This is a genomic window from Bordetella bronchialis, assembly GCF_001676705.1.
In the GTDB taxonomy this organism is placed as follows: Bacteria; Pseudomonadota; Gammaproteobacteria; order Burkholderiales; family Burkholderiaceae_B; genus Bordetella_C; species Bordetella_C bronchialis.
Genome location: NZ_CP016170.1, coordinates 738360 through 751437, shown reverse-complemented (window position 1 = coordinate 751437; position 13078 = coordinate 738360). Strand labels below are relative to the sequence as shown.

General features: G+C 66.5%; 11 protein-coding genes. 2 read left to right on the top strand and 9 right to left on the bottom strand.

The features are described from left to right. Positions 1–89 precede the first annotated feature (89 nt). Positions 90–977 (bottom strand): LysR family transcriptional regulator, encoded by an 888-nt coding sequence (locus tag BAU06_RS03210; protein ID WP_066344225.1) that lies wholly within the window; start codon positions 975–977, stop codon positions 90–92. 294 nt (positions 978–1271) lie between these two features. Here BAU06_RS03210 and BAU06_RS03205 point away from each other — a divergent pair, with 294 nt between their 5' ends. Continuing rightward, complete coding sequence (locus BAU06_RS03205; protein ID WP_066344221.1) at positions 1272–2144, top strand: isocitrate lyase/PEP mutase family protein; 873 nt, start codon at positions 1272–1274, stop codon at positions 2142–2144. Positions 2145–2165: 21 nt separating this feature from the next. On the opposite strand, the gene BAU06_RS03200 is transcribed toward BAU06_RS03205, so the two are convergent. The 8 genes from BAU06_RS03200 to BAU06_RS03165 form a co-directional block, all read right to left on the bottom strand. After that, on the bottom strand, positions 2166–3068 hold the full coding sequence (locus tag BAU06_RS03200) for a 3-hydroxyacyl-CoA dehydrogenase (protein WP_066344219.1): 903 nt from the start codon (positions 3066–3068) through the stop codon (positions 2166–2168). A 41-nt stretch (positions 3069–3109) separates the two neighbouring features. After that, complete coding sequence (locus BAU06_RS03195) at positions 3110–4096, bottom strand: Bug family tripartite tricarboxylate transporter substrate binding protein (protein ID WP_066344215.1); 987 nt, start codon at positions 4094–4096, stop codon at positions 3110–3112. 52 nt (positions 4097–4148) lie between these two features. Then, positions 4149–5042 (bottom strand): TauD/TfdA dioxygenase family protein, encoded by an 894-nt coding sequence (locus tag BAU06_RS03190; protein WP_066344213.1) that lies wholly within the window; start codon positions 5040–5042, stop codon positions 4149–4151. Between the two features lie 169 nt (positions 5043–5211). Continuing rightward, positions 5212–5997 carry an IclR family transcriptional regulator gene (locus tag BAU06_RS03185; RefSeq protein WP_066344212.1) on the bottom strand — a complete coding sequence of 262 codons (786 nt, stop codon included), beginning with the start codon at positions 5995–5997 and terminating at the stop codon, positions 5212–5214. A 32-nt stretch (positions 5998–6029) separates the two neighbouring features. Continuing rightward, on the bottom strand, positions 6030–7013 hold the full coding sequence (locus BAU06_RS03180; RefSeq protein WP_066344205.1) for a Bug family tripartite tricarboxylate transporter substrate binding protein: 984 nt from the start codon (positions 7011–7013) through the stop codon (positions 6030–6032). 99 nt (positions 7014–7112) lie between these two features. Next, a complete protein-coding gene (locus tag BAU06_RS03175; protein WP_066344202.1) occupies positions 7113–8072 on the bottom strand; it encodes a ketopantoate reductase family protein in 960 nt (319 codons plus the stop codon). 9 nt (positions 8073–8081) lie between these two features. Then, the gene (locus BAU06_RS03170) at positions 8082–9848 is read right to left on the bottom strand and encodes a thiamine pyrophosphate-requiring protein (RefSeq protein WP_231933985.1); all 1767 of its coding nucleotides are present in this window, start codon (positions 9846–9848) and stop codon (positions 8082–8084) included. 59 nt (positions 9849–9907) lie between these two features. Next, entirely contained in the window at positions 9908–11356 is a 1449-nt protein-coding gene (locus tag BAU06_RS03165; protein WP_066344197.1) for an aldehyde dehydrogenase family protein, read from the bottom strand. A 718-nt stretch (positions 11357–12074) separates the two neighbouring features. On the opposite strand from BAU06_RS03165, the gene BAU06_RS03160 reads away from it, so the two are divergent. Next, positions 12075–13052, top strand: coding sequence for a Bug family tripartite tricarboxylate transporter substrate binding protein (locus tag BAU06_RS03160; RefSeq protein WP_082993501.1), 978 nt, complete (start codon positions 12075–12077; stop codon positions 13050–13052). The last annotated feature ends 26 nt before the right edge of the window (positions 13053–13078 follow it).

Here is a 13078-nt window from a genome sequence, read left to right as displayed (position 1 = left end):
CTTGGAATTTATTGAGGCTCCATCCTAAGAAGTCATCGGCTGCGCATCCATGGACCCCAGGTGATCAACCCATACCTGGATGTTATGTGTCAGCCATGCGCCGCGGCCACCAGCCGGATAAGCTCGCGCGCCGGCGCGGACATCCGCGTATCGCTCATCGCCGTCGCATAGACGGTGTAGGCCATGGAGGGCCGCAGCGGCAGGGTCAGGCCGCCCCGCTCCCGGTGCTTGATGCCGGTCAGGCGATCGACGACGGCGACGCCCAGCCCCTCCAGGCAGAGATCGCTGATGGACTGGAAGAGCGATGCCTCCGCCATGGCGTCGACCCGCACATCGTTGGCCCTGAGCCAGGCGTCCAGGCGAGGACGGAAGGTACCCGTCGGCGCGATGAACGGCAGCCGGCCCAGCTCCTGCACGTCCACATGCTCGGCGCGCGGGTCCAGCCACGCGGGCGTCCCGATGCAAACGCAGTCCGCGGAAAACTCCGCGACGGTCTCCAGGCCGCCCAGCGAGAAGGTATCCCCGGTCAATCCGATATCCGCCTGCCGCGTCTTGACCTGACGCGCCACGTCGACATAAGAGCTGACCTGCAGGCTGATCAACACATCGGGAAACTTCCGCCGGAGCTGCGCGACCACCCTGGGCATGATCGAGTGGCCGATGGACGGAATGGCGCAGATGCTCAGCTGGCCCAGCTTCTGCTTGCGCAACTGGGCGGAGAAATCCACGATCTGTTCCAGGCCCAGGAAGGACTGCTGCACCTTCGCCATCAAGGCATGCGCTTCATCCGTGGGCTTGACCGTGCGCCCGCTCTTGGCGAACAGCGGGAAACCTATCGATTTCTGCAGGTCGGCGATGAGCCGGCTCATGGCCGGCTGCGATATCCCCAGCGCATCGGCCCCGGCGCTGATCCCGCCGTGCAACATGGCGGCCTGGAATGCCTCGATCATCCGGTAGGTGACATTCCGCTGGTTCATTTTTCCCTTGAAAGAATGATGGACGACGCCGGGCCGCCTCTCGCGCCGGAGTTCCTGCCATTTTCTCATTCCCCGGCCGACTGCCGCACCAGCCGCTCCGGAGAGCCGGAGCCCCTACCGCGCGCGAGCGTCGCGCTTTGCCGGTCTGGAGCGATGCCCCGCGCGGGCGGATGCGGATGCGGATGCGGATGCGGCGCGAGGGTATCGATGGACTTCGCAACTCGCACCCCGGAAAATACTAGCGACGCAACGGGCGCCTGGCCCGGTCGAACCGAGAATGAACGGAGATCGTCCATGAATGTGAATGACCGTCGCAGCCGCTTGCGGCAAATCCTGGCGGGCAAGGAATGCGTGCTGGCGAGCTCGGTGGCCGATCCCTTGTCGGCGCGTATCGGCGATGAGCTGGGCGTGCAGGTCGGCGTGCTGGGGGGCTCGGTGGCTTCCCTGGCCGTGCTGGGCGCGCCCGACCTGATCGTGCTGACGCTTTCCGAACTGGCCGAACAAACCCGGCGTATCGCCCGCGTCGCCAAGCTCAGCCTGCTGGTGGATGCCGACCACGGATACGGCAATGCCTTGAACGTGATGCGCACCGTGCAAGAGCTGCAGGATGCGGGCGCGAGCGGCATCTCGATCGAAGACACGCTGCTGCCCCGCGCGCACGGCGCTCCCGGTCCATTCCAGTTGATTACGCTGGAAGAAGGCGTGGACAAGATCCGCGCCGCGGTGTGGGCGCGCGGCGATTCGGGCATGGCGATTTTCGCGCGCACCAGCGCCTTGGCGCTCGAAGGCGTAGAAGGGACGATACGCCGCCTGCGGGCGTACGAACAAGCGGGCGCCGACGCTTTGTTCATCCCCTGGCTCAAGCAGCGCACCGATCTGGACCGGATCGCACAGGAGGTACGCCTGCCAATTATCCTGGCCGGTGGCGGCCCCGAGCTGCTGCAGGATAGGCAGTACCTGGCCGACCGCGGCGTGCGCATCGGGTTTTCAGGCCACAGGCCCTACGCCGATGCGGCGCAGGCGTTCTACGACGCCGTGCGGACCGAACGGCAACGCCTGGGGTGCACCGTGCCGGAGCGTGTCGCGCCCGGGGCCCTGATGGATCGCCTGAGCCAGGTCGAGGTATATGAGCGCTACATAGCGGACTACCTTGCGCCGGGGCGCTGAGCAGAGCCTTGCGGCGTCGGCTCAGGCGCCAAGCTCCTTGTAGATCGCCCGCTTCGCCTCGATGATGCGCGCCAGGAAGCGATCGCGCCAACGGCGGCGCTCCGGCAGGGCTTGCGCCGGCGCGAGCGAGCGCATCCTGGCGTCTATGCCGGACACCAGGTCCGGCCCCCATTCACGCGGATCGGCCTGCTCCTTCGCCAGTCGGTGATACATGGGACCGAGATTCGCGCAGTATTCCGCGAGGCCGTTCGCCGCATTCAGGTCGATGGTCGCGAACGGCCCCATGAAGCACCAGCGCAGGCCGAGGCCGTCGGCCATCGCCATGTCCACTTCCTCGGGCGTGCAAATGCCGTCCCCCACCAGCCGGAAGGCTTCCCCAAGCACCGCGCTTTGCAGGCGGTTCACGACAAAACCGTTGATCTCCCGCGTCAGCGTGATGGGGCTTTGGCCGAGCTCGCGCATCAGATCATGGACGAAGCGTATGGTTTCGGGCGCCGTGCCTGGCGCCGGAACCAGCTCCACCAGGGGTATCAGGTGAGGCGGATTGATCGGATGGGCCACCAGGCAGCGCTCGGCATTTCCGATGTCCCGGGTAAAGCTCGAGGCGGGAAGCCCGGATGTCGAACTTCCGACGATAGCGGTAGCGCCCAGAAGGGGCTCCATCTCTTTGTACAGCGCCTGCTTGATGGGCAGCCGCTCCGGCGCGCTTTCCTGGACATAGTCTGCTTGCGCCAGCGCATCGGCCAGATCGGTGGCTATGCGGCATCGCTTTGCGCAGGAAGCATCGACCGAGGCGACGAAAGCAAGGGCCGCCTTGGCGGCATCGGGCGAGCGATCGTAAATCGCCACGTCGTGCCCGGCTCGGGAAAAGACCAGTGCCCACGACGAGCCGACGACACCGCATCCTACGATCGCTAGATTCATTCCTCTTGACCCTGATTGTTTGCGTCTCCATCCGGGCAGACTCAGTTCATCGTGATGTGGCTGTCCTTGATCACCTTGGCCCACTTGGCAATTTCGCTGTCCACGAATTTCTTCAAGTCCTCGGAGGTACCGCCGCCCGGCTGCGCGCCTTGCTCCAGCAGCGCCTTCTTGACCTCCTCGCTCTGCAGCACCACGTCGGCATCCTGCTGGATCTTCCTGACGATGGCTGGGGGCGTCCCGGCCGGCGCGAACAGTGCGCTCCAGGTGTAAGCGCTAAAGCCCGGCAGGCCGCTTTCCGACACGGTGGGGGTGTTCGGCCAGGACGGGTCGCGTTGCTCGGTGCCGATCGCCAACAACTTCATTTTGCCGTTCTTGACCTGCGGTCCGGACGACAGCGCGGCGTCGAACATCACGTTGCACGTGCCGGAGATGGTGTCGATAATCGCCGGGCCGCTACCCTTGTAGGGAACGTGTGTCAGGTGGCTCAGGCCGGACATCGACTTGAACAGCTCACCCGCCAAATGCGAAGGCGAGCCGGGACCGATCGAACAATAGTTGGCCGTCTGCGGGTGCTGCCGGGCCCAGGCGATGAAGGACTTGACGTCGCCATAGGGCGCGTTGGCCGGCGCCACCATCAATAGCGGGATCGTCATCCCGCGCACGACGGGTGCGAAGTCCCTGACGGGATCGTAGGGCAGCTTATCGAACAGGCTGATGTTCACGGTGTGCGGGCCGCTGCCATTCATCAGCAGCGTATAGCCGTCGGGCTCCGAGCGCGCGGCTGCCTCGGTGCCGATGATGCCCGATGCACCGCCCCGGTTCTCCACGACCACTGCCTGGCCCCAGCGCTGGGTCAGGCCTTTGCCGAGCAGCCGGGTCAGGATGTCCGTGGAGCCGCCCGCGGGGTAGGGAACGATGATGCGCACGGGACGGTCGGGGTAGTCGCCGGGCCCACCGGCAATGGCCGATTGCGGGATCGCGGTCAGCATGCCGAGTACGCAGGCAGCAGTCATGGAGCTGACTTTCATGATGTCTCCTCTCTTTTTATGCGGGCCTTTCCGGCTCCGCCGCGCGCGGCCTTCAGGCTGCTGCGCGTTGGTCCCACAGCTCGGGCAGGACGTCCCTCACGCCATGTTCTTCGGTCGCCGAGATGGTCGTGCGCACGATGGATCGCAACTGCGCGGGGCCCCATGGCTTGCCACGGTGCATGGTGGCCCGGTTGTCCCACATCACCACGTCGCCCGGCTTCCAGCTGTGCGCATAGGTATGCGCGGGCTCGGTGGCATGCGCCATCAGGTAGGCCAGCAGTTCGGCGCCTTCCCGTTCGCCCATGCCTTCGATGCCGCCGGCATGCGATGCCAGGTACAGCGAGCGCCGGCCATTCACGGGATTGCACCAGGTCAGGCGGCGGCGCACCGGCGGCAGGCTCGCGTGCTCCTCCGGCGTCATCATGGTGGGATCGATCTGGTTGCGCGACGTGGCGTAGCTATGGATCGCCACCGCGTCGCGCAGCTGCGCCTGCTCGGACGGGCGCAGTCTTTCCCATGCCGCGCGGGTAGACGTGAATTCGGTTTCACCGCCCTGTTCCGGGATAACGCGCGCCGACAGGACCGATGCCACCGCCGGTACCTTCTTGAACGAGCTGTCCGTATGCCACAGCTGGTTGGCGCGCGCGATAAGCAGCGCCTTGTCGCTAGGCGGCACGATCTTGCCATCGGGGCCGATGTTGCTCATACGGGAATAGAAGGTGCCATGCCCGGCCGAGCCTACCTTGACCAGTTCCAACGGCCCGAACCCGCGAGAGAAAACGGCTTGGACGTCGTCGGTGATGGGTTGGTCGCGCCAGACCAGTACGGAGTATTCCTCGAAGGCGGCGCGTACCTGGGCGAAGGCGCCGGCGTCGGATGCCGCATCGATCAGGCCGATGCCGTGGATTTCGGCGCCAAAGTCCGGGTGCAGACGCTGGATGCGCATGGTGAGTCTCCTACGCGAGGGGAGGCGGACGCGGCTTGGGACGCGCTTTTTTTTTTGCCTCGCGATTACTCTATCACCGTGCCTGGAAACCGCGCCGGAAAGCCGTATCGACGCTGCATTTACATATATGTGAAATTCCGGAGCCTTTGGACCGGCGGGTGCCGGCGGGTCAGGCAGACGGCGCGGGACGGTCCGCGGGACCCGGGCCGCCCGCCTCCATTTGCGAGATGCCGGCCCGCAACGACGCCACCACGTCCGCTTCCTTTTCTTCCAGCCGTTCCACCGGGCCGGAGACCGCCAGCGCGAACAGCCGGCCGAAGCGGCGCTCGGGCAGCACCATGCAGATCCCGCCCGCGCCCGGCTCCAGGGTGTGCTTGTTGAATACGTAGCCGTCGCGGCGGCCCTGTTCGACATGCGCCATCAGCTCGCCCAGCGACACCTTCCTGGCTGGATCCGGCTCATGGAAGTTGATGCGCCGCACCAGCTGGGCGATTTCCTCATTGCTGCGAACGCCCAGCATGGCCCAGCCGCTGCCCGACCTCGCGATGGGGCGGATGGTGCCGATGGGAACCGCATACCAGATCGGCAGGCGCGAGGGAATCAGGTAGACGTACTGGACGTACAGGTCGCTTTGCGCGGCCAGCGTGACCGTTTCGCCGTAGGCTTCGGACAGCCGCTGCATCAGCCGCAACACCTGTTCGTTCTGCCCGAACAACGCCCGCTGCACCCACGTACCGAGCGACGCCATACGCATGGTCGGCATATAGGTGCGCGAAAAGCGGTCGTAGTCCAGATAGCCTAGCGTCACCAGGCTTTTCAGCAGCGCCGATGCGCTGGAGGCCGGATAGCCAAAGGCCCGCGTGAAGTCCTTCAGGGCCATGGGGCGCTGTTGGGTCTCGAAGGCCTCTAGTATCTCGAATACCCGCTGGGAGGTCTTGATGGGCTTGGTCGGCATGGCGCAGAAAGCTTAGCACCGACCGGATTTCCCTAGTTGGGCTGTATCCCCGCGTCCTCCGCGACCTTCTTCCACAAGGGAATTTCCTCGGCGATGCGTTCGGCGAAGGCCTTGGATGTGCTGCTTACGGGCGTGATGGACATGCCTTCCACCCGCTTGCGCACGTCGGCATCGTCCATGACCGTCTTCAGGGTGGCTTCCAGCTTCTGTACCACGGGCGCGGGCGTGCCGGCCGGCACGAAGATCCCGCTCCACAGCTCGACGTTCATATCGATGCCCAGTTCCTTCAGCGTCGGCGTGTCGGGCAGGAAAGCGATGCGGCGCGGCGAAGTCACCGCCAGCGGCAGCACGCGGCCGCCGGATATGCCTTGCATCGCGGGGCTGGAGTCGGCCAGGGTGATGGTCGCGTCGCCCGTGCTGACGGCCATCACGGATTCGTAGCTGCTCTTGTAGGGGATGTACTCGAATTGCGTACCCGTGCGCCGCTTGAACAGCTCGGTGATCAACTGGAATGAGGCCGAGCTCGCGCTGTAGTTGGACTTTCCGGGGTGGGCCTTGGCATAGGCGATCAATCCCGGCAAAGAGCGGGTCTCTTCATTGGACTTCTGCGTCACCAGCACCAGCGGAAAAGTCCCGACCAGCGACACGGGGGTCAGGTCCTTCTGGGGGTCGTAGGGGAGCTTCTTGTAAAGCGCCGGGTTGAAGGAGATCGGGCCGCTCGCGCCCATCAGCAGCGTGTAGCCGTCCGCCTTCGCCTTGGCGACGAAGTTCGCGCCGATGATCGAGCCGGCGCCCGGCTTGTTTTCCACGATGACCGGCTGCTTCAGCAACGCGGACATCTTCTCGCCCACCAGCCGGGCCAGCAGGTCGTTGGCCCCGCCGGCGCTATAGCCGACGATGATGGAAATCGGCTTGGAAGGATATGTATCGTCGGCGTGGGCAGACGGGGCGGCCAGCGCGGCGGCGGCCAGGAACAGCGCCCCCACCGAGCGCGCGCGGCAAAGCGACAAAATCATGGGAAGTCTCCAAAGTTCTATGCGTTGTTATCGCCGGCTTCTTCGGCCGTACTTATTTCGTATTACCCCTGCGCCCGGCGGCATGCCCCGGAACCCGGATCATGGCCGAGCGTTTCCCGCCTGCTCCCGCAGCTGGACGGCACGCGCCAGCTCCAGTCCCTTGACCAGGCGATAGACTGTCCGGCACGCCGTCACGTCCACGCCCAGGCGATCGCCTTCACGCACCACGTAGCCCGTCAATTCGTCGATCTCGGTGGCGGCGCCGCGTGCGATGTCCAGGGCCATGGATCCCGCGTGCCGGGTGATGGGGCGTTCGCCCGCGCGCGTCTGCTTGACCAGCTGCATGGGATCGAAAGCCAGCCGCCCGCCCAGCGCCGCCACCACATCGGTGCACTCGCGCGCCAGGTCGTCGATCAGGTCGCGCACCTGGGGGACGTCGTAGCGCGCGCGATTTACGCCCAGCAGCAAAGCGCCGACGGGATTCATCACCGCGTTGAAGACGAACTTGGACCACACCGCGTCCATGGGATCCTCGATGGCCTGCGATGGCATGCCCGCATCGCCCAGGAGCCTCGCCAGCCACGCGCAATCCTCCACGGTGCCACGCATCGGCCCGATCCACGTTGTGTTGCCGCGGATCAGATGCTCGACCTGCCCCGGCCCCAGGAAGCGGCCGGCATCCAGCGTCACGCCACGGGCCACCGGGAAATCGCTGCCATCCTGCAGCGTCTCGCTGTTGCCCATGCCGTTCTGCAGGGTGACCAGCAGAGGGGTACCCCGCAATACCGGCCGCAGCGCCGACCACGCCGCGGCGGTCTGGCCGGACTTGGTCAGGAAGATCACCGCATCGAAGGACTCGCCCGCGACCTCGTCCGCCGACATGGCCGCGCGCAGCCGCACCGTGCGGGGCTGGGGCCCCTCGACGCGCAGGCCGTTCGCCCGTATCGCTTCGACATGGGCCGCGTTGACGTCCAGCACCGTCACGTCGGCAAGCTGCTGGAGATGGGCGGCGAAGATGCCGCCCATGGCGCCGCAACCGACGATCAATATGCGCCGCATCGCCGCACCCTACAGCGCGGCGATGCGCACGTGCATCACCGCGGCCTGTCCCGCGTCGACCGCGGCCAGGCAGCGCGCCGTGGCCGCCTCCAGTTCGCCAGGCTCCGTCACGTATTCGCCATGCGCGCCGAAGGCGGCCGCCACCTGGTCGAAGCGCCGTTCGCCATGGCCCGCGAGCCTGGCCTGGAAGTCGCCCACGCCGGCCGCCTCGCCGTCCGGATACACGCGCAGCACCGCTTCCTTGACCGCTTGCCAGCCGCCGTTGTCCAGGACCACGGTGAAGATGGGCAGGCGATATTGTTGCGCGACCGCGTAGACCGAGGTCGGGGTGGAGAAATGGAATCCGCCATCGCCCACGATCTGCACCACGCGCGCATCCGGCCGTGCGAGCTTCACACCCAAGGCCATGCCGCCGCTGTATCCCAGGCCGCCGCCCGAGCATCCCAATAGCGACAGCGGGCGGCTGCGCGGGATCTGGCCCAGCACCGCCGGCGAATTGCGGATGGCTTCGTTGACGACCACATCGTCGCCGGATATCGCCTTGCCGACGACAGCGCATACATATTGCGCGGACAGCGCCCCCGGCGTGCCGGGCTGCGACGCGGCACGCGCCAGGCTGGCCTTGCGCTGTTCGTTCTCCGCAGTCCAGCCGGCGCGACGGCCTTGCGCCTGTTCGTCGAATTCCCTGGTGGCCAGCCTGTCCACGGCGGCCAGCACCTGCTCCAGGGCACGGGCGCAATCCGCCTGCAGGCGCCGGTGCGTGGCGAATCCCCACATCGGGAAGTCCCGCTTGACCGGGTCCACGTCGATGTGCGTCCACGCCGTGCGCGGGTTCTCGCTGGCAAACGCCGGCAGCCAGGGTACGTCCACGTCCAGCAGCATGCCGAAGTCCGCGCCGGCCAGGCCGGCCTTGGGGTCGAAGCCGCCGAAGCACGCCGCGTCGCGCGGCACGTTCATATACGTCGGCATGAACTCATAGACCCGCATGCCGACACGATCCGCCAGCCGGGTCAGCGCCGGCACGGCCGCCGGATTGCGGCCCAGGTAGGCAGTGACCGCGATGGGCGATCGCGCGGCGATAAGGTCGCGCGCGATCGCCTCGGCCTGCTCCGGATCGATACCGCCCAGCGTAACCGCGCCATAGCGATCGGCGGGATAGGCGGGCATTCCGGATGCCGGCCAGGATTCGGCCAGCGTCTCGCGCGGCAAGGTCATATAGACCGGGCCCGGGGGATCGCTTTGCATCACCGTATGCGCGCGGCGCAGCGCCTCCTTGGCGACCACGCCCGACGGCAGCGTGTATTCCCATTTGACATAGGGGCGCACCAGGCTGCCGATATCGAAGGGATCCTGGACGAAGTGCACATAGTTATCGCGCGAGGCGGGCAACTCGCCGCGCAGCGTATACGGCGCCTTGCCGGCCATCAGCATCACCGGCAAACGGCTGCGGAACATGTTGTGCATGCCCATGGCCGCGTTGGCCGTGCCGGCATCCACGTGCACCATCACCGCCTGCCCGCGGCCGGTCATCGCGGCGTAGCCCGCGGCCATGTGCATGGCCACATTCTCATGCGGGCAAAGCACGGTGGCGGGCGCCCGGCGTCCCTCGCGGCGCCAGCGCGCCAGTTCCTCGATCAGCGTCACGTGGTCGGTGCCCAGGTTCGAGAAGATGTACTCGACGCCGGTGTCGGCCAGGCCTTCGAGAAAATAGTGCGCCGTCGTGCGCTCCGTCTGCGCGCCGGATGCCGCGTGCTGCGTGTCCATATCGTCTCCCATGTCGTTGTTCCTTGCCTCGATGTGCCACCGTGAAGCGTCCGTCGCGATGGGGCTTGGCTTCACGCGCCGGTCTCGAAGTAGTAATGCTTGGTTTCCAGGAAATCGTTCAGCCCTTCCGCCCCGTGCAGGCGGCCATAGCCGCTGTCGGCGTGGCCGCCCGTCTCGGCCTCGGCGAAGAGCCGGTTGTGGGTATTGGCCCACACGGTGCCGAAGCGCAGCCGGGCGGCGACCCGTTCGCCGCGCAGGCCGTCGGCCGTCCATACGCTGGAGGCCAGGCTGTAGCGCGTCGCGTTGGCGCGGCGTATGGCGTCCTCCTCGTCCTTGAAGCGTTCGACGACCAGCAGCGGGCCGAACAATTCGCGCTGCACGTATTCCGAATCCAGATCCTCGACCGCCACCAGGCTGGGCGCCAGGAAGGCGCCCTTGGCCAGCTCGCCGCCGGGAGCCCGGCCATGCACGAGAACCTCCCCGACATCGGCGGCGCGATCCACCAGCCCGGCGATACGGTCGCGGTTGGCGATATCGATCAGGCTGCCCATCTGCGAGTTGGGATCGCTGCCCAGCCCTACCCTTACCGCGCGGTAGGCCTCGGCCAGCCGCCGGGTGAAGTCGGCATAGACGCTGTCCTGGACCAGGACGCGGCTGATGGCGGTGCATTGCTGGCCCGCCAGTATCAGGCTGCCCGCGGTGATGCCCTTGACCGTCGCATCCGAGGCGCCATCCGCGAAAACCAGCGCCGGCGCCTTGCCACCCAGCTCCAGCGACAGCCGCTTCAGCGTGCCGGCCGCGGCAGCGGCGATCTTCTTGCCGACGGCGGTGGAGCCGGTGAAGCTGACCACGTCCACCTCCGGCGACGCGCACAGCGCTTCCGATACGGCGGATCCGCTTTCGATGACGGAATTGACGATGCCGGCGGGAACGCGGCCGTCGACAGTCAGGCACTCCAGCGCCAGGTTGTGCGCGAGCGCCGTCTGGAAGGCGGGCTTGATGACGGTGGCGCAGCCCGCCGCCAGCGCCGGCGCCAGGGAACGCACCAGCAGGGTGATGGGAGCGTTCCAGGGCAGGATGATGGCGGCCACGCCGGCCGGCTCGCGCCGCAAGGATGCGTGGCATCCCGGCTCGACTTCGATGATGCGGCCGAACAGATTGCGCGCCAGGCCGGCGTAGTACTTCAGCTCCGAAACGCCGGCCAGGATCTCGCCCATGGCCTCGCGGCGCAGCTTGCCGTTCAGCGTGACGAGCCAATCGGCGATTTCTTCCTTGCGGGCGTCCAGCCGCACGGCGAAGTCCCACAGCACGTCGGCGCGCAACCGCGGCGATCTGCGCCACGAGGTCCGGTCGAACGCACGGCGCGCCGCATCGATGGCCGCGCGGGCTTCCTCGACGCCGCCATCGGCGTAGCGGGCGGCCGCTTCAGAGGTCGCGGGATTGTTCGAGAGGCCATGGCGCCCCTGTCCCGCGACGGATTCGAGCCATGCTCCGTCGATATAGTGTTTGGCTAGCTGCATGCGTATCGTCCTGGGCAGTCCGGTGGGTCCAATGTGGTCCATGCAACGCCCGCGACGCGACGTCGATGGGCGCATACATGCGCCGCGCCCGGGCGGCCCGGATCGGGCACATCGATGGCGTGGCGGGTCGATATGGATATTGCGTCCGAAGCGGCGGCGTATTCGCGACAGGCCGCTACGTGGGGTTCAAGCGCTGGCCGAGATGCGGCCGTCCATGCCGGCGACGTCCAAGCCTGCCGGCCAGGCCGCATGTCGCCGCGCTTTCCATGCCAGCGATGCGGGTGCGAAGCGGCGGACGAAGCGCTGTCCGGTATCGGCGCGCGGTATCGGCGCGCGGCATCCGCGCGCGGTCAAGCATGGCCATGTCTGTCTCCATATAGCTCGCCGCATGGCGCGGCTGCTATGCCGACCGCGGGGCGGGGCCCGGCGGAGTCGGCGTCGGGCGGATTGACCGCGTGCCGTCCTGGCCGCCGCGATCATCCGTCCTTGTTCGTGGTTCGTATTACGAGGAAATTATCCCGACGGAGCCATGCAGTCTGAAATGAATTTAAATTATCAACCATAACTCCGGGGATATACCTTTCCCTCCGGCTGGACAGCGTGCCCCAGGATCGCTTGCGCCCATGCATACCTGATTTGCCGGCGGTCGCATACCTGTTTCGGGCAAGGGCATATAGCATCCCCACGGCCGGACCAACCAAAAAAGTAAGGAGACACCGTGCGCATCGCACATGCTGTTGCCGTCGTCGGCCTGTGCCTGGGCTTGGGCTGGGCGCCGGGCGCTCGAGCGGGCGACTATCCTGACCGCCCCCTCCGGCTGGTGGTCCCATTTCCCGCGGGCGGCGCGACCGACTTGATGGCACGGGCGCTGGCGCGGGACCTGGGCGAAAAACTGGGGCAATCGGTGGTCGTGGAAAACCGTGGCGGCGCGGGCGGCGCGATAGGCGCGGAGACGGTGGCGAACGCGGCGCCCGACGGCTATACCCTGCTGTATTCCACGATGGGCGTGCTTACCATCAATCCTTCGCTCTATCCGAAGCTGCGGTATGACGCCCAGAAGAGCTTCGCGCCCATCTCGCTGACCAACCTGACGACCAACCTTCTGGTGGTCAATAACGACCTGCCGGTCAAATCGGCGGCGGATCTCGCCGAACTGGCGCGCAGCCGCCCCGGGGAACTTACCTTCAGTTCATCGGGTAATGGCACAACCAGCCACCTTGCCGGCGAGATGTTCAAATCGGCGGCGCTGGTCGATATCCGGCATATCCCTTACAAGGGCACATCGGGCGCGATCAATGACTTCCTGGCCGGACGCATCTCGATGATGTTCGATACTTCGTCCAACTTCATCGAGCTGGTCAAACAAGGAAAGATCAAGGCGCTGGGCGTCACCAGTGCGCAGCGGCTGCCTGTCCTGCCGGACGTACCGTCCATCTCCGAATCTCCCGGCTTCGCGGGTTACGAAGTCACGCTGTGGTCCGGCGTGCTGGCGCCCGCCGGCACCCCGCGCGCGGTTATCGACCGCCTGAACAAGGGTATCGGCGACGTCATGCTTGCCCCGCGCATGGTGAGTCTCATGGCGGAGTACGGAATACGCACGACCCACAGCACGCCGGAAGAATTCGCCGAACGCATCCGGTCCGATACGCGGAGATGGGCGCAAGTGATCCAGCGCGCCGGCGTCCACGCGGACTGAAAAAGTCCCGCGGCGTACGCCAGCGC